The organism is Streptomyces sp. NPDC085481 (assembly GCF_044541845.1).
GTDB lineage: Bacteria > Actinomycetota > Actinomycetes > Streptomycetales > Streptomycetaceae > Streptomyces.
Genome location: NZ_JBITTJ010000008.1, coordinates 113923 through 136076 on the forward strand (window position 1 = coordinate 113923; position 22154 = coordinate 136076).

The following is a 22154-nucleotide window of genomic DNA, read 5'->3' on the forward strand; positions in this document are numbered from 1 at the left end:
CCTACCCGGTCGTGAGGGCGCCCGTCAGGTGGTCGTACGCCACGTGCGCGTGCAGCCGGACCCCGGTGACCAGGGTGTCGTCGTCCGCGTAGAAGTGCGGGTTGTGGTTGGTGACCAGGCCGCGGCCTCCGGGCTGCGGGACCGGCCGGCCGGCCTCGTCCAGGGTCGCGTCCTGGACGCCGAGCATCACGTACAGGCCGCCGAAGCGGTCGACGAACTCGGACACGTCGTCGTAGCCGAGGGTCCCGCCGGTCTCGACGACCCGCTCCTCGCCGACGACCCGGCGCAGCGTCGGCAGGCCGGCCGCCACCCACTCGGCGCTGTTGTGCACCGGCGGCACCGCCTGCAGGTAGTCCACGGCCGCCGTGGCGTTGTACGCGGCCGCCGAGTGCTCGGCGAGCGTCGTCAGGCGCCGCTGGACCTCCGCCATGTCCGACTCCACCGCACAGCGGACGGTGCCCCAGAGGGTGACGGTCTGGCCGATGATGTTGAAGCGGCCGACGTCCTCGACGTGCCCGATGCTGACGGTCACCGCGTCGAACGCCGAGACCTGGCGGTAGAGCTGCCCGATCCCGGTGAGGATCGCGCCGGCCGCCGGCATCGGGTCGACGCCCTGCCAGGGTGTGGAGCCGTGCACCTGTCTGCCGGTGACGACGATCCGCACGAGGGTCGAGGCCGCGTACTGGTTGCCGACGCGGTAGCCCACGTACCCCTTGGGGTACGGCGTGACGTGCATGCCGAACACCATCGTCGGCACCGGCGCCGCGAAGGCGCCCGCGGCGACCATGGCCCGGGCCCCGCCGGCCTCGGCGACCGGCGGTCCCTCCTCGGCCGGCTGGAAGACGAACAACACCTTTCCGGGCAGCCGTTCGCGCGCCCCGGCGAGGACGCTCGCCGCGCCCATCAGCATCGCGGTGTGACAGTCGTGCCCGCAGGCGTGCGAGACCGGGAACGGGCCGCCCGGATAGTCGGCGTCGACCGTCTCGGACGCGAACGCCGCCCCGCACAGGTCCTGCACCGGCAGTGCGTCGATGTCGGCCCGCAGGGCCACCGTCCGCGCGCCCGGCAGCCCACCCCTCAGGACTCCCACCACGCCGTGTCCCGCGATCCCGGTGCGCACCTCGTCCAGACCGAGCGAGCGCAGGAGGTCCGCCACGAACGCGGCCGTCTTCTCCTCACGGTTGGGCAGCTCCGGATGGCGGTGCAGGTGGTGGCGCCAGGCGACCACCTGTGCGGCCGTCCGCTCCGCGCGCCGGTCGAGCTCCGCGCGGATCTCCTCGTCGATCGGTCCGGTGCTCACCAAGGCCTCCGTCTCGCCTGAGGGATGGACGTGCCTCACCAGCCTCGCACGCTGGCGCCCCGGCCCCGGCTACGAGGCCGGGAAGCCCGGCGCGCCTCGCTCGACGATCGTCGCCGTGTCCAGGCCGGGCGGGAGGGTGCCGAAGGCGATGCCCCAGTCGCCGTCCAGTCGGGAGGCGCAGAAGGCGTCGGCGACGGCCGGGTGGCCGTGACGGACGAGGAGCGAGCCCTGGAGGACCAGGGCGAGCTGCTCGACCAGCCGGCGGGCGCGGTACTGGAGGGTGTCCGGGTCGCCGAGGCCGGCGAGGTCCTTGCGCAGCCGGACCACCGCCGCGTCCAGGCGGCGGTCGGCGCCCGCCGCGCGGTCGACCTCGGCGAAGAAGGCCTCGACCGCCTGGGGCTGACGGGCCATCGCGCGCAGCACGTCGAGCGCGGCCACGTTGCCCGAGCCTTCCCAGATGGAGGGGAGCGGCGACTCGCGGTAGAGCCGGGGGAGCCCCGAGTCCTCGACGTAGCCGTTGCCGCCCAGGCACTCCAGGGCCTCGGCCGCGTGGACGGGGGCCCGCTTGCAGACCCAGTACTTGGTGACCGCGAGGCCGAGCCGGCGCAGCTGCTCCTCCTCGGCGTCCCCGGCGGCCGCCCGGTCCACGGCGCCCGCGAGGCGCAGCGCGGCGATCGTCGCCGCCTCCGCCTCGACGGCCAGGTCGGCCAGCACGTTGGTCATCAGGGGCTGGTCGGCCAGACGCGCGCCGAACGCGCTGCGGTGCGTGGCGTGGTGGACGGCCTGGACGAGGCCCTGGCGCATCCCGGACGCCGAGCTGACGGCGCAGTCGAGCCGGGTCATGTTCACCATCCGGATGATGGTGGCGACCCCCCGGCCCTCCTCGCCGACGAGCCGGCCGAGGGCACCCTCGTACTCGATCTCACTGGAGGCGTTGGACCGGTTGCCGAGCTTGTCCTTCAGGCGCTGGAGGCGGATCGGGTTGCGCGAGCCGTCCGGCAGCACGCGCGGCACGAGGAAGCAGGACAGCCCGCCGGGCGCCTGGGCGAGGGTGAGGAAGACGTCCGACATGGGCGCAGAGGTGAACCACTTGTGCCCGGTCAGCGCGTACAGACCGGCCTCGCCGGTCGGGACCGCGCGCGTGGTGTTGGCGCGGACGTCCGAGCCGCCCTGCTTCTCGGTCATCGACATCCCGGCGATGATCCCGCGCTTCTCCGTCGGCACCCGCAGCCCGAAGTCGTAGTACGGGGAGGTCAGCAGCGGCTCGTACACCGCGGCCAGCCCGGGCTCGGCGCGCAGCGCCGGTACCGCCGCGTAGGTCATCGAGACGGGGCACAGGTGTCCCGGATCGGCCTGCCCCCACACGAACACCTTCGCGGCACGTGCGACATGGGCGCCCGTCCGGCCGTCGCTCCAGGGCGCGCCGTGCAGTCCGTGCCGGACGGCCACGGTCATCAGCTCGTGCCAGTACGGGTGGAACTCGACCTCGTCGATCCGGTGGCCGTACCGGTCGTGGGTGTGCAGCACCGGGGAGTGCCGCTCCGCGAGCCGCCCCCACTCCTGTGCCTGCAGGCCGCCCGCCATCACCCCCAGCTCGCGGACGTCGGCCTCCGCCCAGCCGGCGCCCTCGCGGCGCAGCGCCTCCAGGAGCGCCGGGTCGGCCGAGACGTCGTAACCGGTGAGCGGCGGAACTTGGTTGGTGACCTCATGCGTGGTCGGCATCGGGAACTCCCAGGGCTCGCAGGGTGAAGGTGACCAGGGCGGGGACGGTGCCGGGTCCGACGGACCCTTCCGTCAGCGGGCCGATCAGCGCCTCCGCGCCCGCGCCGACGAGCGCGGAGGCGGTGAGCGGGGCGTCCTGGGGCGGGAGTTCGCCGCTGCGGACGCCGGCGGCGATGCGCTCGGCGAAGACATCGCGGAACGCGCGCCGGAAGACCAGCCGTTCGGCGTCGACGGCCGGGTCGACCGGCTCGGCGAGCAGCGCGTAGGCGAGTCGCGGCGACTTCAGGGCGCGGCTCGCGAAGGTCTCTATGACGGCGACGACGCGCTCGGCTGCCGTCCGGTGCGCGGGCATCGCCGCGGCCTCCGAGACGGCGGCGACCTCGCGCCCGACGACCGTGCGGAACAGCTCGACGGAGAGCTCGGCCTTGCTGGGGAAATGGCGGTACACGCTGCCGGTGGCGATCCCCGCGCGCGCGGCGACGGCGGCCACCGTGCAGCCGGCGTACCCGTGCTCGGCGAGCAGCCCGAGGCCCGCCTCGACCACGGCGATGCGCTGTGCGTCGAGGCGGGCCTGGACGGCGGGCGTGCGTCGGTACGGCATGGAAGAAGTGAAGCAGTGATTCACACCTTCAGCAAGGGATGACTCGCCGCCCTGCGCGCCCACCCGGTGGTCAGCCGGCGAAGATCTCCACCAGGGACCAGATCGCGAGGGCCGCCATGCACAGGCCGCCGATCCGCTGCACCGTCTTGAGCGGGACGCGCTTGGCGATGAAGCGGCCCGCGACGAGGGCGAGTGCCGAGACGCTCATGAGGGCGGCGGCGGAGCCGATCGCGGTCGACCAGGTGCCGTTGGTGGCGGCGAGGTTGGCCGTGGTGATCTGGGTCAGGTCGCCCCACTCGCTGATGAACACGGCCATGAAGGCGGTGGAGTAGACGGGCCAGAAGCCGGTCACGGTCCTGCCGCCCGCGGCGTCCTCGTCGTCGTCGCCCCCGCCGCGCAGCAGCATGAACGCGCCGAAGGCGAACAGCAGGGCCGAGACGAGCTTGACGATCCAGTCGGGCAGGAGTCCGATCAGGCTGCCGGCGCCGACGGCGATCGCCACGTGGACGACGAACGCGGTCGAGGTGCCGAACCAGACGTACAGCGGACGCATGCGCGTGCCCATGGCGAGGGACGCGAACATCGTCTTGTCGGGAAGTTCGGCGAGGAAGATCAGCCCGAAGGCGGTGAGGATCGCCAAGGGGTCGAGGTGCATACCGGGTGCTCTCTGCTGGGACCGGGCCCGGGATCGACACGGCACCTCGGTGGGCGACGGGAGGACCACTCGGCCCGGCATGACGAACCACGCCCACAGGTGCGGACGCGGCGTTGATGCCTGGCCGAAGGTCTCGCCCGCCCGCGCTTCCGCTTGGGCCCGGTCACCGGGAACCCGGGGGTTCCAGTGTGTCGACGACCGGTTCGCAGGGCTACTCCCCTTCGCTGCCCATCAGTCTAACGGACACCGCCGCCGATCTTCGTAGACACCGTCTACGAAAAGGGTAGACAGTGTCTACGAAGATCGACTAGAACGGGGTCATGCCCACAGAACCCCAGCTCCCCGAAGCCGGACTGCACGACCGACTCGTCCGTGCCGGCGTCGAGCTCGTCGACGGCGAGGGCGTCCAGGCCCTCTCGCTCCGCGAGATCGCCCGCCGTGCCGGCGTCTCCCACGGCGCCCCGCGCCGCCACTTCCCGACCCACCTCGACCTGCTCTCGGCCATCGCCCGGGAGGGCTTCCGAGAGCTCGCCGCACGGACGGCCGAAGCGGACGCGGCCGAAGCGGACGCGGCAGGCGCGGACGAGGAGGCCCGGAGCGAGGCGGGCGCGGGCGAGGCGGGCGCGGGCGAGGCGGCCGGGGGAGAGTGCACCGACCCCCGCGCCCGCATCGAGGCCCTGGCCCGCGGCTACCTCGACTTCGCGCGGACCCACAGCGGGATGTACGAGCTGATGTTCCGCCACGACCTCCTGGAGAGCGGCCGTCTCGGCCTGCGCGACACGAGCCTCCCGCTCTTCGGCCGCCTCGCCGCCCTGGTAGCCCGGGTCCGCCCGGACGCCGACCCCGCCACGGCCGCCGGCGCCCTGTGGGCCAACCTGCACGGCATCGCCCAGCTCTGGCGCTGGGGCAGCCTGCGGCTCGCCACGGGAGCGGACGACGTGGAGCCGCTGCTCGCCGCCGCCCTGCGGGCGCACCTCGGGTCGGCGGAGGACGGCCGATGAGCGGGCGGCTCACGGACGAGAAGGCCGCAGTCGCACGTCCGGAAGGCCCCGAGCGGCTGCACCGGGCCCTCGCCCTCGCGTGCAGCGTCGTCGGTGCCGCCGTCGTCGCCCTCGACGGCACCGTCCTGACCATCGCCCAGCCCCTGCTCCAGCGCGATCTCGGCGCCGAGGTCGGGCAGGTGCAGTGGACCAGCACCGGCTATCTGGTCGCCGTCGCGAGCCTCCTGGTGTTCTCGGGGCGGCTCGGCGACCGGTTCGGGCACCGCCGGGTCTTCGCCCTCGGCGCCCTCGGCTTCGCCGTGGCCTCCGCCGGGATCGCCCTCGCGCCCGGCGTCGGCTGGGTGATCGGACTGCGCGTGCTGCAGGGGGTGGCCGGTGCGCTGCTCCAGCCCGCCACGCTCGGGATGCTGCGGGCCGCCTATCCGCCGGAGCGGCTCGGGATGCCCGTCGCCCTGCGCACCAGCGCGATCGGCCTCGCCGCCGCTGCCGGTCCGCTCGTCGGCGGCGCCCTGGTCGGGGCCTACGGCTGGCGGGCGGTGTTCCTGATCGGCGTGCCGCCCACCCTGGCCATCGCCCTGCTCTGCCTGGCGATACCCGCACCGCGCCGCACCGCGCCCGCCGGACCCGGCGCCCTGGACCTGCCCGGCGCCTGCCTCCTCGGCCTCGCGCTCGCCTGCCTCGTCCACGGGCTCGTCACCGGCACCCCGGCCGCCCTCGCCGCCGCCGCGGTCGCCGCCCTCCTCCTCGTACGGCACGAGCGGCGCGCCCCGCACCCTCTGCTCCCGGCGGGGCTGCTGCGGCGGGGACCCGTCGCCGCCGGACTCGCCGCCCTGCTCGCCGTGTCGGCCGCCCTGTCCGGCACCCTGTTCACCGCCACCTACCTCCTCCAGGACATCCTCGGCCTCGACCCGGTGCACACCGCCCTGCGGATGGTTCCCCTCGCCCTGCTCATGGTCCTCGGGGCGCCGGTCGCCGCCGTACTCCAGCGGCGTATCGGCGCGCGGACCACGGCCACGGCCGGAGCCGTGCTCACGGCGGCGGGCGTGGGGCTGCTCGGGTGGCCCGCCGTGACCGGCTCCGCGCTCGCGACCTGCGGCTCGGCGGCGCTGATCGGCGCCGGGTTCGGGACGGTGATGGTGACGGCGACCTCCGTCGTCGTCCACCGGGCGGCGGAGGAACACGCCGGTGTCGCCGGAGGACTGCAGCAGACCGCGATGAACACCGGCCCCGTCCTCGGCGTCGCCCTCGCCTCCCTGCTCATCGCCTCGGGCAGCGCCCTGCCCGCGCTCGCCGCCGTCGCCGCGCTGGCCGTCCCGGCCGCCCTCGGCCTGCCGGGCCCGCACCGGCGGCCGGCCGCGGACACGCCAGCGGCGCCGTAACGCCGGGCTCCACGCCCGGCCGCTACGTACGATCATGCAATGCCCACCGGTGGTCATCGCGCTCCCTCCGCGCGGGGAAAGCGCACCCAGCTCAACCTCGGCCTCGCGCTGCCCTTCCTGGCCCTCGCCCTCGTGGTGGTCGTCGACCTCGTCACCTCGCAGGGGCAGCACTTCGACCGGCTCCTCGTCATCGGTCCCGCGCTCGCCGCCGTCACCTGGAGCGTGCGCGGCACCATCGCCATCGGCCTGCTCGCCATGGCGCTGCGGCTCGGCCTGGCCCTCGCGCAGGGCGACTCGGTCCAGGACATCGTCGCCGCCGAGCTGGTCCTCGCCGCCGTCATCGCCGCGGCCGTCTGGGTCAGCCGGGTCCGCACCAGCTACGAGCGCGACATGCGCGACGTCATGGCCGTCGCCGAGGTCGTCCAGCGCGTGGTGCTCCGCCCGCTGGCGCCCCGGCTCGGCCGCGTCGAACTCCACCTCCTCTACCTCGCGGCCGCCGCCAAGGCCCGCATCGGCGGCGACTTCTACGAGGCCGTACGGATCCCCGGCGCCGTCCGCGTGATGCTCGGCGACGTCCAGGGCAAGGGGCTCGGCGCCGTGGAGACGGCCTCCGTGCTGCTCGGCGCCTACCGCGCCGCCGTCACCGACGCGACCGACCTCGCCGAACTCGCCGACCGGCTCGAAGAGGGCCTGCAGCGGTACGGGGCCTGGGACCCGGACTCCGACGCCGCCGAGCGCTTCGCCACCGTCCTGCTCATCGAACTCCCCGACGACCGGGACGTCGTACGGCTCCTCAGCTGCGGTCACCCGGCCCCGCTGCTCGAACACGACGGCCGGGTGCGCACGGTGGACTTCACCGACCCGTCCCTGCCGGTCAACCTCGCGGGTCTGTGCGCCTCCCGGCACCGCATCGAGGAGGTGCCGTTCAGCCCGGGCGACCGGCTGCTGCTGTTCACCGACGGGGTGAGCGAGACCCGCGACTGGGCCGGCCGTTTCTACCCGCTGGAGGAGCGGCTCGGCGCCTGGGCGGACGAGCCGGGGGACCGGGTGCTGTCGCTGCTCCACCGGGACCTCGCCGCCTACGGTGCGGGCGACCTCGACGACGACGTGGCCGCGCTGCTCGTCGTACGACCACAGGAACCGGCCGTCGAGCGCGGCGCACCCCTCCCGGCGGCACAGCCCTGACGGGCCGGGCCGTCCTCAAACGTGGGAAACCGGGCGACCGGTGTCTCCGGTGTCCCGGTTGGGTGTCTCACGCGCCCTTCATGCGCTCTCTGGTGACTCTGTCCGCAATGGGCCAGGCTTGCTGACCATGCGTCAACCGTCCGCAATGCGGACGCGCCGCGCACGGAACTGCCGGACCAACGAGAGGAACGGGTGCACGTGCCCGAGGACAACACCTTCAGCTCGTTCATCACCGAAGCCGTCACGGAGGCCGACGTCGCCCGCGTCGCCGCACGTGGCCTGTGGGCCCCGGACGGGACGGTCGACCCCGACGCCGTCCGCCTCGGCCAGACCCTGACCGCGGCGATGGAACCCGACGGGCGCACCGACCTGCTCCCCGACGAACTCGCCGAGCTCGTCACGCAGGTCCGCGGGATCGCCCTGCCCGGCTTCCCACGCATCGAGACCACCGACGACATCCGGCTCTCCGCCTTCACCCTCCGGCAGCTCGCCCCCGGCGCGCACCCACTCGTCGTCCTCCCGGCCGGCTGGCAGCCCTTCGGCTGGGCGCCCTTCATGTACGCGTACCTCACCCTCGCGGCCAAGGGCTACCACGTCGTCGCCTACACCCCCCGGGGCCTGGGCATCAGGGGCCTGCCGTCGACCTCCCCGGGCTTCATCGACGTCGCGGGCCCCGACGACTGGGCCGACGGCTCGGCCGTCGTCGACTTCGCCGTCGAGCGCTTCGGGCCGAGCGCCATCGGCTTCCTCGGCGAGTCCTACGGCTCCGGCATCAGCCAGCTCGTGGCCGCCCACGACGACCGGGTCCAGGCCGTCGTCGCCCTCAGCACCTGGGGCAACCTCGCCACCTGCCTCTACGACAACGGCGTGCGCCACATCGCCGCCGTCAACGCCCTGCTCGCGCTGACCGGCGGGACGGTCGAGGACAAGTTCGGCGAGCGCAACCGCGGCATCCTCGCGGACTTCCAGGCAGGCCGGAACATGGACACCGTGGTCGCCTGGGGCACCCGGCGCGCCCCCGAGTCGTACCTCACCCTGACCAACGAGAAGGGGACACCGACCTTCTTCTCCAACACCTGGCACGAGGGCCTGTTCGCGGCCAACCAGGTCCTGCGGACCTTCGACGCGCTGGACGTCCCCAAGCGGCTCAACATGTGGATCGGCGACCACGCCGTCCCCGAGGGCCGCGGACTCGTCGCCCCGCCTGCGAGGCCCGGCGACGTCAACATCCCGATGCAGGAGGCGTACGCCTGGCTCGACCACCACCTCAAGGGCGAGCGGAACGGGGTGGAGGACTGGCCCGCGATCAGCAACCAGGTCATGTTCACCTACCGCACGGTCCCCGTACGCGACCCGGAGACCGGGCAGCCCACCGGCGAGAACGAGATCGTCGAACCGGCCCTGCGCGAGACCAGCGCCGACTGGAGCGAGATCACCACCGCCGTCGAGTTCCTCGCCCTCACGGGCGGCGGCGGGGGCGGTACCGACGGCGGGCTGGTCCCGGCCGCCCCGGCGGCGGAGGGCTGGGAGCGCGCCTTCATCGCGGGCGTCGACACCGAGGCCATGGCCATGGACAAGATCATGGAGACCGGCCGGGCGGAGTGGTTCGGCAATCCGAAGATCTACGACACCCGGAAGATCGACCGCACGCACGCCCTGGTCTGGACGACGGAGCCGCTCACGGTGCCCCCGAGCGGCACGGCCGCCCGCCGGGTGCGCGGCATCCCGAGGCTGCGGCTGACCGTCCGCTCCACGGTGGCGTCGGCGACCCTGATCGCCCACCTCTTCGACGTCGCCGAGGACGACACCGCGCGGATCATCACCCATGAGCCGCTCAACGTCGAGGGTCTGACCCCGGGCGAGGACCGCGAGGTCTCCTGGGAGCTGCAGGCGGCCGCGTACGACATCCCCGCGGGCCACCGCCTGATGCTGGTCATCGACAGCAAGGACCCGCTGTACGGGGACGTGTCGGTGGTGTGGACGCAGACCGTCGTCTCCTCGTCCGGGGGCGAGGACGGCGGCGCGGTGCTCGAACTGCCGCTGGGCTGAGTGCCCTTGGGGGACCGGGCTACGCGCCCGGTCCCCCTCCGGCTCGGCACATCAGGCCGGCACGGGCAGGCCGAGATGCTCGCGCAGGGTCGTGCCCGTGTACGCCGTCCGGTACGCCCCGCGCTCCTGGAGCTCGGGGATCAGCAGGTCCACGATGTCGTCCAGGCCGTCCGGGATCAGATACGGCGAGATGTTGAACCCGTCGAGCGCCCCGTGCCGCACGAAGCGGACGAACTTCTCGGCGAGACCGGACGGCGTGCCCACGTGCCCGCGCTGCGGGCCCAGCTCGATCACCGCCTCCCGCAGCGACCAGCCGTTGGCCTCCGCCTTCGCCCGCCACTCGGCGGCCACCGCCCGCGGATCGGCGATCCGCGCGGAGCCGAACGCACCGGTGTTCTCCTCCACCACCGGGTCCTCGGCGGGCAGCGGCCCGTCCGCGTCGCGCTCCGACAGATCGCGGTTCCACAGCCGGCCCGCGATGGCGAGGGCGGTCGCCGGAGTGACCTGTTCGAGCCGCACCCAGCGGGCCTTCTCCTCCGCCTCCTTCTCCGTCGCGCCGATGACGATCTCCGTACCCGGCAGGATCCGCAGCGCGTCCTCCGGCCGCCCCGCCGCGCGCAGCCGGCGCCGGAGGTCCTCGGCGAAGGCGAGCGCGTCGTCGAAGTCCTGGCCGTGGGCGGAGAAGACGACGTCCGCGTTGCGCGCCGCGAAGTCCCGGCCGTCCGGCGAGTCGCCCGCCTGGAAGATCACCGGGTGCCCCTGGGGGCTGCGCGGCAGGGTCGGCACCAGGTCGACGTCGAACTGCGGACCCGCCGCCCGCACCCGGCCGATCGTGCCCGGCACGGACCAGGTGCGGGCCTCGGCCGTCCCGTTCACCGCGCCGTCCGCCCAGCCGTCCCAGATCGCGCGGGCGAGGTGCAGGAACTCCTCCGCCCTCCGGTAGCGGTCGGCGTGGTCGAGGAAGCCGCCGCGCCGGAAGTTGGCGCCGGTCCAGGCGTTGTCGGTGGTCACCACGTTCCAGCCGGCCCGGCCCTGGGAGAGCAGGTCGAGGCTGGCCAGGCGGCGGGCGAGATCCCCCGGTTCGTTGAAGGTCGTGTTGGAGGTGGACACCAGGCCGATCCGGTGGGTGACGGCCGCGAGCGCCGAGAGCTGGGCGAGCGAGTCGGGGCGTCCGGCGACGTCCAGTTCGTGGATCCGTCCGTCGGTCTCGCGCAGCCGCAGGCCGTCGCCGAGGAAGAAGGCGTCGAACAGGCCGCGTTCGGCGGTCTGGGCGACCTTGCGGAAGGAGGCCGGGTCGAGCTGGGAGCCGCTCGCCGGGTCGGACCAGACGGTCCAGTGGTTCACGCCCTGGAAGAAGACGCCGAAGTGCAGCTGGGCGTCGGGGCGGGGGACGTCGTGCGGGTCGGTGCCGGTCATCGGGTCCCCTCCTGGGTGGCGGTGGCGGTGGCTGCGCTGGTGAGGGCGGTGCTTCGCGTGGTGGCGCTTCCGGCTGTGGTGAAACGGTTCTCCGGGCGGGGGAGTCCGAGGGTGGTACGGAGCGTGGTGCCGGGCAGCGGCCGCGCGGCCACCCGCCGTACGAGCAGCTCGGGCAGGACGAGCCGGGAGAGCACCGACAGGTCCTCGTCCAGGACCAGCGGGTGCAGCCGCACGCCGTCGACCAGGGCGCTCAACTCCTCAAGGAGCGCGGCGAATCCCTGCGCGGAGCCGGTGTAGCGCAGTCGGCCCGGTGTGGTCTCCCACGGCGCGAAGCGCCCCAGGTCCGCGATCCGCTCCTCGGCGGACTCGGCCGGGGTGTCCAGGGCCACCTCGATCTCGGCGAACGCGAGCGGCGCGCCGGAGGCGGCCGCCGCCTCGCCGAGGCGCGCGGGGGAGTCGCCCTCGACCAGCGCGATGTCGGGCAACTCCGCGGGGACGAGTCCGGCGGGGGCGAGGACCACGGGCCTGCCCTGCGGCGGGCGGGGCACGATCGCCGGGCCCTTCACACGGTAGGTCTCTCCCTCGAAGTCGATGTAGTGCAGCCGTTCGCCGTCGAGGTAGCGGCTCGTGGCGACCGACCTGACGACGGCGTCGTCCTCCCACGAGTCCCACAGGTCCCGCGCCACCCGCAGCCCGTCGCGAGCCTCGCGGCGCAGCGCGGCCTCGCCCTCGACGCGGGGCCTGCCCCAGGCACGGGCGGCCCCGGCGCTCTCCTCGACTCCCACGACCCAGCCGGCCCGGCCGACGGAGACATGGTCGAGCGAGGCGATCCGGGTGGAGACGTGGAACGGCTCGGCGTACGTGGTCCCCACCACCGGCGCCACCCCGATCACGCTCGTGGACGCGGCGATGAACGCGGCCCGCTCCACGGCCCCGAGCCGCCCGGCGGGACCGCCCGCGGCGGCGGAGTCCGGCGGCAGCACGGAGTCGTCCAGGGTGACCAGGGTGAAGCCGGCGTTCTCGGCGACGGCCGCGACCTTGGCGACCCGACGGGGCGTCAGCAGTTCACCGGGCGCGTGCGCGGCACGGCGCCAGGCGGCCGGATGGGCACCGTCGCCGTCGATCTCGACGGCCAGGTGCAGGGCAGGGTGAGGCATGGGAGGTCCTTCCGGAAAATACACGGCGGAACACGGCGGCGCGCGGCCGTGACGGCACGCGCCGGCCCGAGGCCGCGCTCGGGCGCGGCGACGGGGCGGAATTCAGCGGTGCGCGGAAGGACAGATCGCGGAGGCGGTGCGGCAGAAGTCCACATGCCGCCGGCAGCACAGCAGGGCCTCCGACCACACCTCACCACGGCCGCGACGCGGCGCGGCGGTCGGTGCGTGCACGGGGGCCTCCAGGATCCGGAAAGGGAATGCCTCAGCTTAGGCAGGCGCGGTTCCGGAATGTCAAGGTGCGGCCGTCCGGAGGGCGTTCGGGAATGTCAAGGCGGGGCCGTCCGGCGGGCGTCCGGATCAGGAGCGGTACGGCGTGTTCGCCGCCGCCCAGTCGGCGAGCGCCCGTGCGCACTCGGCCACCGACTCGCGCCAGCTGCGGGCCGCGCCCTCGCCCGCCTCGTCGCTGACGTGCTTGACGATGCGCAGCGGCACCCCGGCGAGACCGGCCGCGCTCGCCAGCGCGTAACCCTCCATGTCCACCAGGGCGGCCCGGGCCGCGAGCCGCTCCCGCGCCACGTCGTCGGAGATGAACGCGTCACCGGTCGCGAGGACCACGTCGCCGCCGTCCGGCAGGGTGAGCGGAGCCCCGTACGTCTCGCCGGTGAGGGAGGCGAGCAGTTCGCCGTCGAGGTCGTGCTGGATCACCGTGCCGACGACGTGGGTGCCGGTCCAGCCGGTGCGCAGCGCGCCCGCCGTGCCCAGGTTGACGATTCCGGAGGGCCGCGGCCCGCGGGCGAGGACCGTCGCGAGTGCCGTCGCCGCGTTGACCTTCCCCATGCCCGTGAGCAGCACCGGCAGGTCCGTGTCGAGGTGCTGGGCCTCCTCCTTGACCGCGAGGACGAGCAGGGGGCGGCCGGCCGTGATCTCACCGATGAGTTCCATGCGGCCACGCTACCTGGTGAGCGGTGGGGACCGCTCCGGTTGCCTTCGGGCCGGCTCAGACCGGGAGGAGACGGGCGATGAGCTCCCCGAGCTGCCGTGCGTTGCGGCAGGGACGCATCTCGACCAGCTCCGCGTACGCGTGGGCGACCGAGTCGCCGGTCGACCAGAGCGCGGGCTGCTCCGGGTTCAGCCAGTACACCCGGCGGGCCCGGTCCGCGATGAGCCTCAGCGCCGCGAGATTGGGGTCGCTGTTGTTGGTACGGGCGTCGCCGAGCACGAACGCCACGCTGCGGGGGCCGAGCGCGTCCAGGTACCGCTCGGTGAACTCGCCGAGCGCCGTCCCGTAGTCGCTCTGCCCGTGCCAGCCGGTCAGCGTCGCCTCGGCCAGGATCCGCTCGCCGAGCCCGGCCGGATCCGCACGGCCACGGGCCACCAGGTCCGTCACCTCGTCCACCCGGTTGACGAACGCGAACACCCGCACCCGGCTGAACTGGTCGTGCAGCGCCTGCACCAGCAGCATCGTGAAGTGCGCGAAGCCGGCCACCGAACCCGAGACGTCGCACAGCAGCACCAGCTCGGGCCGCCCCGGACGCCGCCGCCGCAGCACCGGCCGCACGGGCACGCCGCCCGTCGACAGCGAGCGCCGCAGGGTGCGCCGCAGATCGATCTCCCCGCGCGCGGCCCGGCGGCGCCGCGCCGCGAGCCGGGTGGCCAGCCGCCGCGCCAGCGGCCGTACCGTACGCCGGAGCTCGTCCAGCTGTGCCCGCCCGGCCAGCAGGAAGTCGACCCGGTCCGGGGTCGTGGCGACCGCCCGGCGCGCCACCTGGTCGCGACCCTGCCGCTGGGCCACCCGGCGGCGCGCCTCGGTCCGTACCCGCTCGCGGAAGTCCTCGATCCGGCGCCGGATCTCGTCGTCGGTCAGCCGGTCGGCGAACTCCGGTTCCCCTCCGCCGCCCTCCCGTAGCGTCGCCCGGATCCGGGCGAGCAGCGTCTCGGGTCGCAGCCGGGACAGCGTCCGGTACGAGGACCAGCCATCCGACCCGGGCGACGCACCGTATCCGCCGAGCGTGCCCACGGCCTCGCCTGCCAGCACGTTCAGCGCCGTGCCGTCGCCGGCGGCGAGCGCGGCGGCGAGACGGTCGCGCAGCCGGGCGGGCTCCGCGGCCGGGTCGGCCGGCTCGTCGTCGCTCCCCGGGCCCGGCTCCTCCTCCCGCCCCTCGACGAGCGGGAAGTAGAGGTCGAAGACACGGTCGAACACCTGCCGCTGTCCCTCGCCGTGCAGCAGTGTCGCGGCCAGGGCCGCGCGCATCCGCTCCCGGTCGTCGAAGCCGACCGCCGCCAGGGCGAGGCCCGCGTCGACGGTCTCACCCGTGCCGATCCCGAGGCCGTGGGCCCGCAGCGCCCGTACGAGGCCGGTGACCCGCTCGCCCGGCGGGTACGGACCCGGGTGCGGCGGTGCGGGCTCGGGGCGGGCGGTCACACGGCGTCCAGGTCGAGCTTGGCCGCCGCGTGCCGGATGTCCTCCTGGTGCTTGAGGATCACGCCCAGGCTGTCGCGGACGACCTCCTCGGAGAGCGTGTCCGCGCCGAGCGCGAGCAGGGTGCGGGCCCAGTCGACGGTCTCCGCCACCGAGGGCGCCTTGCGCAGGTCCATCGCACGGAGCGCGCCCACCACCCGGACCACCGAGGCGGCGAGGGCCTCGTCGATGCCGGGCACCTTGGCGCGGACGATCCGGCGCTCCAACTCCTCCTCCGGAAAACCGATGTGGAGGAAGAGACAGCGGCGGCGCAGCGCCTCCGAGAGCTCGCGGCTGGCGTTGGAGGTGAGGACGACGAAGGGGCGGCGGGTGGCGGTGATGGTGCCGAGTTCGGGCACGGTCACCTGGAAGTCGCTGAGCACCTCCAGGAGCAGGCCCTCGACCTCGACGTCGGCCTTGTCGGTCTCGTCGACGAGCAGCACGGTCGGCTCGTCGGACCGGATCGCGGTGAGCAGGGGGCGGGAGAGCAGGAACTCCTCGCCGAAGATGTCGGTGCGGGTCTCGTCCCAGCTCTCTTCGCGGCCCGCGGTGATCCGCAGGAGCTGCTTGGCGTGGTTCCACTCGTAGAGGGCGCGGGACTCGTCGACGCCCTCGTAGCACTGGAGCCGGACCAGCTTCGCCCCGGTGACCGCGGCGACCGCCTTGGCGAGCTCCGTCTTGCCGACTCCGGCCGGCCCCTCGACGAGCAGCGGCTTGCCCAGGCGGTCGGCGAGGAAGACCGTGGTGGCGACGGCGGCCGAGGCCAGATAGCCGGTGGCGGCGAGGCGCTCGGCCACCTCGTCGACGGAGCTGAAGTACCCGGTCGTCATGGATGTCCCCCGGAGTGCACGCGTGAGTTACCGGCCAGTAGTCCGCAGCGTACCCGGCGTGCGGGCCGCATGGGCCTCGGCGGCGGCCCCGGCGGCACATCTCCAGGATCTCGTCACGGCAACAGCCGTCGGCGCAGCCGGTCGGCACGGTACGGTGCGGTCCGGTCCGGTCCCCGGCTTCACGGAGGGTGACCCGTCGCTGGTCGGGGAGGTGTCGCGCGCGCACCGGACGGGCCGCTGATGGAATGGGAAAGCGGGGAACGGCGGTGGAGGTGCGGTGGCCGAGCGAGCAGGGGAGCGGGACGTGCCGGAGGACGAGTACGCGGCCGTCCTCGCCCGGCTCGACGCCCTGGAGCACGCGATGGCCGAGATCGGCACCTCGCTCGACGAGCGGACCATCTGTGCCGAGCTGGCCGGCTTCCTCGTCCGCCGGGTGGCCGAGGCGGCCGCCGTCGACCTCCGGCAGCCCGAGGGCGCCCCGCCGCTGCGGACCGCCGCGGCCGGGGCCACCGCGCTCCTCGACGGCCCGGACGGCCAGGAGGGCCCGCTCGCACCGGAGGTGGTGAGGTTTCCGCTGGTGGCCCGGGACGGTGAGGAGCTGGGATGCGTACGGGTGGCCCCGAGCCGCGGCGCCCTCGGCAAGCACGAGACCGCGGTCGTCGCCCACGCGGCACAGCTCGCCGCCCTCCACCTCGGCCACGCCCGCCGGGTGGCCGCCACCGAGGCCACCGCCCTCCATCTGCAGCGGGCCCTGGTCGCCGAGCCGGGCCGCCCGCATCCCAATCTGGAGATCGCCGGACGCTATCTCCCGGTCGGCCGGCGCACGCTGGTCGGCGGCGACTGGTTCGAGACCGTACGGCTCCACTTCGGCCGCAGCCTGCTCGTGGTCGGCGACGTGATGGGGCACGGCCTGGCCGCCGCCGTGGACATGAACGCCTACCGCAGCGCGCTGCGCGAGGTGGCCGGCACCGATCTGCCGCCGCACCGGGTGCTGCGCCAGCTGGACGCCGTGGTCGCCGAGGACGAAGCCCGCCGCCCGGCGACCTGCCTGCTGATCCAGGTCGACCCGGCGCGCCACACCGCGACCTTCGCCAGCGCGGGGCACCTGCCGCCGGTCGTCTTCGCCGCCGACGGTTCGGCCGGGCTGGTGGAGCTCCCCGTGGGCCCGCCGCTCGGTACGGGGCTCGGCGGCTACGAACCGGTCGGCCGCACCCTCACCCCGGGCGACACCCTGCTGCTCTTCACCGACGGCCTGGTCGAACGGCGTGGCGAGGACATCGATGCCTCCCTCGCCAGGCTCGCCGGGCTGCGGCTTCCGCCCGGATCCGGCCCGGAGGCGGTCGTCGACGAGGTGCTGCGCCGGCTCGACGCGCACACCGCGGAGGACGACGTCGCGGTGCTCGCGGCCCGGGTCCGCGAACGCCCGACGCCGTAAAGGAAATCGGCCGTTCCGCGCCTCGGCGGGATTCTTTCCGCAGGGCGCTTGTGCAGGTCGCCGGGGCGCGGCACGCTCCTCGGTATGAACACAGCCAGGCACGCCAGTGAACGTCTGATGAGCTGGCCCTCGCTGATCGCCGACCGTGCACCCTGCGGCGCCGAGCTCGGACTGCGCACCGCGACGCAGGAGATCGTGCACTTCCACGGCGAACACGAGGCGGACGTCCACCTCACCCGTGCCATGATCGCCCGGCTTCGCCCGGCCCTCCTCGGATCGAGCGCGCTACGACTGCGGGCCGGGTCCGGCTGGGTGACGGTCCGTCTGGACATGGGCTCGGACATCGACCTGCTGGCCACCCTGGTGAGCGCCGCCCTCCAGGCCACCGGCGAGCCGTACCCCGCGTGCGACCCGGCCCCGGACCACTGCACACGCACCCGTTGCTGACGGAGACTTCGCCTGTCGCCGTGTGGCGTCAGCCGGTCGGGAAGATCATGCAGGTGCTCGTCGCGTGGCCGAGCAGCCGGTCCTGGGCGTCGTAGAGGCCGGCCTCGGCGAGCGCGGTCCGGCGGCCCTGGCTGAGCACCGTGCCGATCGCACGGACCTTGCCCGTCTCCATGGTGATCGGCCGCAGGAAACGGGTCGACAGGTCGAGCGAGGTGTACGCCATGCCCTGGGGGAGCGTCGTGTGGACCGCGCAGCCGGCCGCCGAGTCGAGCAGCGTCGCGTAGACCCCGCCGTGGACGCTGCCGATCGGGTTGTAATGCTCCTCGCCGGGCTCGAAGGTGAAAACGGCCCGGCCGTGCTCGACCTCCTCCAGCGCGAAGCCGAGCAGGGCGCCGATCGGCGCCCCCGGCAGCCGGCCGGCGACGATCTCGTGGAGGAAGTCCAGGCCCGCCATCGTCCCGGCCGCGCTCGCCGTGGCCCCCGCGTCCTGCCACCGCACCGTCCGTGACCGCTCCATCGCTGTTTCCCTCCGCACGGGGCCCGTTCCGCGCGATCCGGGGGCCCGACCAGCCGACATCTGACTTTTAAGATCGAAGCTAGCCGTGTCATCAGCTGACTGTCAATGCCGAAGTCAGCGGGCTAGAGTGTGACGATGAAGTGGCTGGAGATGGACACCGAGAACTGCCCGGTCCGTCGCGCCCTCGACCTCGTGGGCGAGAAGTGGTCCCTGCTGATCCTGCGGGACGCTTTCAACGGAGTGCGCCGCTACGACGAGTTCCGCCGCCACCTCGGGCTCTCCGAGGCCGTCCTCGCCGACCGGCTCCGCAAGCTCGTCGCCGCCGGCGTGCTGCGCGTCGAGCCGTACCGCGAGCCCGGCGCCCGCACCCGATCCGAATACCGCCTCACCGCCAAGGGCCGCGACCTGTGGCCCGTCCTCCTCGCCCTCAAACAGTGGGGCGACACCCACGCCGCCGACCCCGACGGCACCGCCCTCGACGTCAGCCACTCCGACTGCGGCGCCCCGGTGCGCGTCGAGGTCGTCTGCTCCGGCGAGGACCGCCTCACCCTCACTCCCCACGACGTGACCGTCCGCCCGGGACCCGCCGCCCGCCCCCTCCACCCCTGAGGCCCACCCCGGCGGTGCACCCGATCGGCGGCATGCCGGACGGGTTCGGTCGGCAAACGGGGTACTCGACGAGGCATGCCCCCCACTTCCGGTGCGCCCCACGACGGTGCCCCCGCCGAGCACGGCCACTGGTTCCACCGGCTCCACGAACGCGTCCTCGCCTCACCGGTCGGGCTCGCGTGGTACCGCGGACGCCAGATGGAACTCATGCACCGCGCCATGGGGTTCGCCGCCCTCAGCCTGCTCACCCTCGTCCCCCTCCTCATCGTCGTGGCCGCCGCCGACCTCGCCAGCGGCCAGGGCTTCGCCCGCTGGCTCGTCCAGGGCCTCGGCGTCTCCGAGGTCTCCCAGGAGGAGGTCGAACGCCTCTTCGGCCAGCCGGGTCAGGCACTCCAGCGCACCACCGCCTTCGGTCTCGCCGCCCTCGCCGCCTTCGGCGTGACCTTCGGATCGGCCGTCCAGACCGGCTACGAACGGGCCTGGGACCTGCCCACCGCCCGCTGGCACACCATGTGGCGCCACGTCGTCTGGCTCGCGGTCCTCGTCGTCGCCCTGCTCCTCTTCGTCGCCCACCCCGCCCCCGAGGACTCACCCGCCGGCATCACCTTCGGCGTCGCCCTCGGCGACCTCACCGGCACCTTCCTCTTCTTCTGGTGGTCGCAGCGCTTCCTGCTCTGCGGCCGCATCCGCTGGCGCGCCCTCCTCCCGGGGGCCGTACTGACCGCACTGGGCCTCCTCGGCCTGCGGGTCTTCTCCCAGTTCGTCTTCTCCCCGCTCATCGCCTCCAACGCCGTCACCTACGGACAGTTCGGCACCGTCCTCGTCCTCCAGTCCTGGCTGGTGGGGGTGGGCTTCGTCGTGTACGGAGGCGCCCTCGCCGGACGCCTCGTCCACGAGCACCTGCTCGAGCGCCGCCTGCACCGCGAGCCCCCCGGCCCCGACGGGGCCTGACGCCGAGCGTCGCCACGAGACGGGGCTCGTCCCGGCCTCCTGAAAGGAGGTGATCACACGATCCGGTGATGCCCTCGCGTGGCACCCGGCGGGGCCGCGCGGACCGCTTGGATGGGAGGTGATCGCACCGCTCCGTCGAGAGAGAGCCCCCATGGCGCACACCTGGCTGCCACCTGCCGAGTACATCGCGACGCTGCCGCGAGCAACCGCGTACGCCTGCCTCTACTTCACCGACACCCAGGGCCGTCCCTTCCAGCTGCGCGCCACCTACGAGACCGAGCTCTGGCAGTGGCCCGGCGGGAACATGGACCCGGGGGAGACCCCCTGGGAGACGGCCGTGCGGGAGTGCCGTGAGGAGACCGGCCTCGTCCACCGGGGTGAACCGCGACTGCTGGGCACCCACTTCACCTCCGACCGCGGCGAGCACTGGCCGGCCAACCACATCGGCTTCATCTTCGACGGCGGCGAGCTGACCGACGAGCAGATCGCCGCCGTCGTCCTCGACCCCGAGGAGCACAGCGAATACCAGGTGCGCAGCCTCGCCGAGTGGGCGCGGGAGATGACACCTCAGAACTTCCGGCGGCTCGCCGAGATCGACCGGGCGCGGCGGACGGGCACGACCGTGTACGTGGAGACCGCGGCCGAGGTCTGACCCCACGGGCGCGCACCGCGGGGGTGGGGGCCGCCGCCACGGACGGACCCCACCCGGTGGGAGGCGGATTCACCTCCGGCAGCCGACCGGAGGGTGGGCGATGTCGAGCACGAAACGCTCGGGGGAGTGCAGAACGAACGACTTGTGGACGGGCTTGGTGTCCAAGGCCGCTCCGATGGTGACCACGCCCTCGAAGTCTCCGGTGAGGGCGACGCCCTTGAGCGTGGGGAGATGGATCTTGAGGAGTCGCGGTCCCTTGTAGACGGACTGACCGGACTCGTCGTGGGCGGCGGCGGGCGAGAGCCTGATCTCCAGGAAGTACTTCCCGGCGAGCGGGACCTTGTCGCCCGAGCCGTCGGCACGCAGCTCCTTGACCTGCCTGACGCTCACCGGGGGCAGGGTGCCCCGTACGTCGATCACGAGCCGGTCGAAGGTGGGATGCCCGCCCCAGCGCACATTGACGACCTGGGCCGTGGCCGGCGGGGTCGTCGGATGAGAGGGGGCGGCCCCGGCGCCCGCGGGGATCGTGGCGCCGATCCCGGCGGCGAGAAGGATGCCGGCGGCCGTGGCCGCGAGGCTCTGACGGTGAAGCATGGCGTCCCCCGGTTTCTCGTGCTGATGGGGACAGTGGTGTCACTGGGAAAGACATCCGCCTCGCTTGTACGGTTCCACCTGATTTGCACATATTCCGATGGGATTCAGTATGCGCTCAGGAATCGCGGCCCGAGCCGTAACCTCATCGGCCCGCAGCAGTTGACCAGGCCATGAAGAAGCGCAGCATGCTCGCCATCGCCTCCCTCGCCGCGGGCGTCGTCACGGCCCTCGTCACCCCGCCCCCGAACGCGTCCGCCGCGGAGCCCGGTCCGGCCGACGCCATCACCGGCCTCCTCCAGGAGGACCAGGGCGTCGGCTCCGTCCTGGAGGAGACCGTCGAGGGCGCCCAGGACAACGTCCCCGCCCCCGAGGCCGGCGGCCTCCTCTGACTCCGTTCCCCGGTCGCGGCGCGCCGACCACCCGAGAGGCGGCGGCCCGTGCGCGAGGAGTGCCGGGGGAATGACAGGATGTCCCCATGAGCGACAACGTTTACTTCGACATCACCATCAACGACGAGCCCGCGGGCCGCATCGTCTTCAAGCTCTTCGACGACGTCGTCCCGAAGACGGCGCGGAACTTCCGTGAGCTGGCCACCGGCGAGCACGGCTTCGGCTACGAGGGCTCCCCGTTCCACCGTGTCATCCCCGAGTTCATGCTCCAGGGCGGTGACTTCACCAACGAGAACGGCACCGGCGGCAAGAGCATCTACGGCGAGAAGTTCGCCGACGAGAACTTCACCCTCAAGCACGACCGCCCGTACCTGCTCTCGATGGCGAACGCGGGCCGCAACACCAACGGCTCCCAGTTCTTCATCACCACCATCGTGACCGACTGGCTGGACAACAAGCACGTCGTCTTCGGCGAGGTCGTCGAGGGCCAGGACGTCGTCGACGCGATCGAGAAGCTGGGCTCCCGCTCCGGCGCCACCAGCGCCAGCGTCCGGGTCGCCAAGTCGGGCGTCGTCAAGGCCTGACCCGACCGCACGGCCGACGCCGAGCACCTTCGGTCCGCCCCCACGCCGTACCCGGCGCGGGGGCGGCCGCGCGTGACGCACCGCGCACGGCGGCGGTTATCGGGATGCGCGGCCCAGCCGCTGCCGGTAGGTTCGGAGCACAGCACGGTCGCAGAACACGCCGAATCGGGAGGTGAGCCCCCATGGACGACCAGTACCCCGCACGGGCCCTCCCCTTCGCGGC

The 22154-nt window shown here is 73.7% G+C and carries 22 protein-coding genes; 11 read left to right on the top strand and 11 right to left on the bottom strand.

The window, feature by feature from the left end:
* Position 1: 1 nt before the first annotated feature.
* The 4 genes from ACIGEZ_RS18815 to ACIGEZ_RS18830 all read right to left on the bottom strand — a co-directional run bounded on the left by ACIGEZ_RS18815 (position 2) and on the right by ACIGEZ_RS18830 (position 4278).
* Positions 2-1300, bottom strand: coding sequence for a M20 family metallopeptidase (locus ACIGEZ_RS18815; protein ID WP_399832366.1), 1299 nt, complete (start codon positions 1298-1300; stop codon positions 2-4).
* 69 nt (positions 1301-1369) lie between these two features.
* Positions 1370-3022, bottom strand: a complete 1653-nt coding sequence (locus ACIGEZ_RS18820; protein ID WP_399832368.1) for an acyl-CoA dehydrogenase family protein — start codon at positions 3020-3022, stop codon at positions 1370-1372.
* Positions 3006-3623 carry a TetR/AcrR family transcriptional regulator gene (locus ACIGEZ_RS18825; RefSeq protein WP_399832370.1) on the bottom strand — a complete coding sequence of 206 codons (618 nt, stop codon included), beginning with the start codon at positions 3621-3623 and terminating at the stop codon, positions 3006-3008. The genes ACIGEZ_RS18820 and ACIGEZ_RS18825 overlap by 17 nt, the downstream gene beginning before the upstream one ends.
* A gap of 70 nt (positions 3624-3693) precedes the next feature.
* Complete coding sequence (locus ACIGEZ_RS18830; RefSeq protein WP_399832372.1) at positions 3694-4278, bottom strand: TMEM165/GDT1 family protein; 585 nt, start codon at positions 4276-4278, stop codon at positions 3694-3696.
* A gap of 320 nt (positions 4279-4598) precedes the next feature.
* Between ACIGEZ_RS18830 and ACIGEZ_RS18835 the strand changes: the two genes are divergently transcribed.
* The 4 genes from ACIGEZ_RS18835 to ACIGEZ_RS18850 all read left to right on the top strand — a co-directional run bounded on the left by ACIGEZ_RS18835 (position 4599) and on the right by ACIGEZ_RS18850 (position 9892).
* On the top strand, positions 4599-5279 hold the full coding sequence (locus tag ACIGEZ_RS18835) for a TetR/AcrR family transcriptional regulator (RefSeq protein WP_399832374.1): 681 nt from the start codon (positions 4599-4601) through the stop codon (positions 5277-5279).
* On the top strand, positions 5276-6658 hold the full coding sequence (locus ACIGEZ_RS18840; RefSeq protein ID WP_399832376.1) for an MFS transporter: 1383 nt from the start codon (positions 5276-5278) through the stop codon (positions 6656-6658). The genes ACIGEZ_RS18835 and ACIGEZ_RS18840 overlap by 4 nt, the downstream gene beginning before the upstream one ends.
* Before the next feature lie 39 nt (positions 6659-6697).
* Positions 6698-7843 (top strand): PP2C family protein-serine/threonine phosphatase, encoded by a 1146-nt coding sequence (locus ACIGEZ_RS18845; protein WP_399832378.1) that lies wholly within the window; start codon positions 6698-6700, stop codon positions 7841-7843.
* A gap of 198 nt (positions 7844-8041) precedes the next feature.
* Positions 8042-9892 (top strand): alpha/beta fold hydrolase, encoded by a 1851-nt coding sequence (locus tag ACIGEZ_RS18850; RefSeq protein ID WP_399832380.1) that lies wholly within the window; start codon positions 8042-8044, stop codon positions 9890-9892.
* Positions 9893-9943: 51 nt separating this feature from the next.
* Here ACIGEZ_RS18850 and ACIGEZ_RS18855 read toward each other — a convergent pair whose 3' ends face one another.
* The 5 genes from ACIGEZ_RS18855 to ACIGEZ_RS18875 form a co-directional block, all read right to left on the bottom strand.
* Positions 9944-11308: an NtaA/DmoA family FMN-dependent monooxygenase gene (locus ACIGEZ_RS18855; protein ID WP_399832382.1), complete on the bottom strand. Its 1365-nt coding sequence runs from the start codon at positions 11306-11308 to the stop codon at positions 9944-9946.
* Positions 11305-12465, bottom strand: a complete 1161-nt coding sequence (locus ACIGEZ_RS18860; protein ID WP_399832384.1) for an LLM class flavin-dependent oxidoreductase — start codon at positions 12463-12465, stop codon at positions 11305-11307. The genes ACIGEZ_RS18855 and ACIGEZ_RS18860 overlap by 4 nt, the downstream gene beginning before the upstream one ends.
* A 357-nt stretch (positions 12466-12822) precedes the next feature.
* Entirely contained in the window at positions 12823-13407 is a 585-nt protein-coding gene (locus ACIGEZ_RS18865) for a nucleosidase (RefSeq protein ID WP_399832386.1), read from the bottom strand.
* Positions 13408-13462: 55 nt separating this feature from the next.
* Complete coding sequence (locus tag ACIGEZ_RS18870; protein ID WP_399832388.1) at positions 13463-14887, bottom strand: VWA domain-containing protein; 1425 nt, start codon at positions 14885-14887, stop codon at positions 13463-13465.
* A complete protein-coding gene (locus ACIGEZ_RS18875; protein ID WP_399832390.1) occupies positions 14884-15753 on the bottom strand; it encodes an AAA family ATPase in 870 nt (289 codons plus the stop codon). The genes ACIGEZ_RS18870 and ACIGEZ_RS18875 overlap by 4 nt, the downstream gene beginning before the upstream one ends.
* A gap of 277 nt (positions 15754-16030) precedes the next feature.
* Here ACIGEZ_RS18875 and ACIGEZ_RS18880 point away from each other — a divergent pair, with 277 nt between their 5' ends.
* Both ACIGEZ_RS18880 and ACIGEZ_RS18885 read left to right on the top strand, forming a co-directional pair.
* Entirely contained in the window at positions 16031-17188 is a 1158-nt protein-coding gene (locus tag ACIGEZ_RS18880; protein WP_399832392.1) for a PP2C family protein-serine/threonine phosphatase, read from the top strand.
* A gap of 84 nt (positions 17189-17272) precedes the next feature.
* A complete protein-coding gene (locus tag ACIGEZ_RS18885; protein WP_399832394.1) occupies positions 17273-17635 on the top strand; it encodes a luciferase family protein in 363 nt (120 codons plus the stop codon).
* Positions 17636-17663: 28 nt separating this feature from the next.
* Here the strand turns inward: ACIGEZ_RS18885 and ACIGEZ_RS18890 are convergent, their stop codons facing one another.
* A complete protein-coding gene (locus tag ACIGEZ_RS18890; protein WP_399832396.1) occupies positions 17664-18152 on the bottom strand; it encodes a PaaI family thioesterase in 489 nt (162 codons plus the stop codon).
* A 135-nt stretch (positions 18153-18287) separates the two neighbouring features.
* Here ACIGEZ_RS18890 and ACIGEZ_RS18895 point away from each other — a divergent pair, with 135 nt between their 5' ends.
* The 3 genes from ACIGEZ_RS18895 (at position 18288) to ACIGEZ_RS18905 (ending at position 20364) form a co-directional block, all read left to right on the top strand.
* A complete protein-coding gene (locus tag ACIGEZ_RS18895; protein WP_399832398.1) occupies positions 18288-18761 on the top strand; it encodes a winged helix-turn-helix transcriptional regulator in 474 nt (157 codons plus the stop codon).
* Positions 18762-18836: 75 nt separating this feature from the next.
* Positions 18837-19712 carry a YhjD/YihY/BrkB family envelope integrity protein gene (locus ACIGEZ_RS18900; protein WP_399832400.1) on the top strand — a complete coding sequence of 292 codons (876 nt, stop codon included), beginning with the start codon at positions 18837-18839 and terminating at the stop codon, positions 19710-19712.
* Positions 19713-19863: 151 nt separating this feature from the next.
* Complete coding sequence (locus tag ACIGEZ_RS18905) at positions 19864-20364, top strand: NUDIX domain-containing protein (protein ID WP_399832402.1); 501 nt, start codon at positions 19864-19866, stop codon at positions 20362-20364.
* Between the two features lie 69 nt (positions 20365-20433).
* On the opposite strand, the gene ACIGEZ_RS18910 is transcribed toward ACIGEZ_RS18905, so the two are convergent.
* Positions 20434-20958: a hypothetical protein gene (locus tag ACIGEZ_RS18910; RefSeq protein WP_399832404.1), complete on the bottom strand. Its 525-nt coding sequence runs from the start codon at positions 20956-20958 to the stop codon at positions 20434-20436.
* Between the two features lie 170 nt (positions 20959-21128).
* Between ACIGEZ_RS18910 and ACIGEZ_RS18915 the strand changes: the two genes are divergently transcribed.
* A complete protein-coding gene (locus ACIGEZ_RS18915; protein WP_399832406.1) occupies positions 21129-21347 on the top strand; it encodes a hypothetical protein in 219 nt (72 codons plus the stop codon).
* Between the two features lie 86 nt (positions 21348-21433).
* Positions 21434-21931, top strand: a complete 498-nt coding sequence (locus ACIGEZ_RS18920) for a peptidylprolyl isomerase (RefSeq protein ID WP_399832408.1) — start codon at positions 21434-21436, stop codon at positions 21929-21931.
* Positions 21932-22154 lie beyond the last annotated feature (223 nt).

Coding starts and splice junctions, on each gene's coding strand:
- ACIGEZ_RS18915 (WP_399832406.1), top strand. CDS start 21,129: ATGAAGAAGCGCAGCATGCTCGCCATCGCCTCCCTCGCCGCGGGCGTC.
- ACIGEZ_RS18855 (WP_399832382.1), bottom strand. CDS start 11,308: ATGACCGGCACCGACCCGCACGACGTCCCCCGCCCCGACGCCCAGCTG.
- ACIGEZ_RS18885 (WP_399832394.1), top strand. CDS start 17,273: ATGAACACAGCCAGGCACGCCAGTGAACGTCTGATGAGCTGGCCCTCG.
- ACIGEZ_RS18840 (WP_399832376.1), top strand. CDS start 5,276: ATGAGCGGGCGGCTCACGGACGAGAAGGCCGCAGTCGCACGTCCGGAA.
- ACIGEZ_RS18890 (WP_399832396.1), bottom strand. CDS start 18,152: ATGGAGCGGTCACGGACGGTGCGGTGGCAGGACGCGGGGGCCACGGCG.
- ACIGEZ_RS18835 (WP_399832374.1), top strand. CDS start 4,599: ATGCCCACAGAACCCCAGCTCCCCGAAGCCGGACTGCACGACCGACTC.
- ACIGEZ_RS18895 (WP_399832398.1), top strand. CDS start 18,288: ATGAAGTGGCTGGAGATGGACACCGAGAACTGCCCGGTCCGTCGCGCC.
- ACIGEZ_RS18820 (WP_399832368.1), bottom strand. CDS start 3,022: ATGCCGACCACGCATGAGGTCACCAACCAAGTTCCGCCGCTCACCGGT.
- ACIGEZ_RS18860 (WP_399832384.1), bottom strand. CDS start 12,465: ATGCCTCACCCTGCCCTGCACCTGGCCGTCGAGATCGACGGCGACGGT.
- ACIGEZ_RS18830 (WP_399832372.1), bottom strand. CDS start 4,278: ATGCACCTCGACCCCTTGGCGATCCTCACCGCCTTCGGGCTGATCTTC.
- ACIGEZ_RS18875 (WP_399832390.1), bottom strand. CDS start 15,753: ATGACGACCGGGTACTTCAGCTCCGTCGACGAGGTGGCCGAGCGCCTC.
- ACIGEZ_RS18825 (WP_399832370.1), bottom strand. CDS start 3,623: ATGCCGTACCGACGCACGCCCGCCGTCCAGGCCCGCCTCGACGCACAG.
- ACIGEZ_RS18920 (WP_399832408.1), top strand. CDS start 21,434: ATGAGCGACAACGTTTACTTCGACATCACCATCAACGACGAGCCCGCG.
- ACIGEZ_RS18900 (WP_399832400.1), top strand. CDS start 18,837: ATGCCCCCCACTTCCGGTGCGCCCCACGACGGTGCCCCCGCCGAGCAC.
- ACIGEZ_RS18865 (WP_399832386.1), bottom strand. CDS start 13,407: ATGGAACTCATCGGTGAGATCACGGCCGGCCGCCCCCTGCTCGTCCTC.
- ACIGEZ_RS18905 (WP_399832402.1), top strand. CDS start 19,864: ATGGCGCACACCTGGCTGCCACCTGCCGAGTACATCGCGACGCTGCCG.
- ACIGEZ_RS18845 (WP_399832378.1), top strand. CDS start 6,698: ATGCCCACCGGTGGTCATCGCGCTCCCTCCGCGCGGGGAAAGCGCACC.
- ACIGEZ_RS18910 (WP_399832404.1), bottom strand. CDS start 20,958: ATGCTTCACCGTCAGAGCCTCGCGGCCACGGCCGCCGGCATCCTTCTC.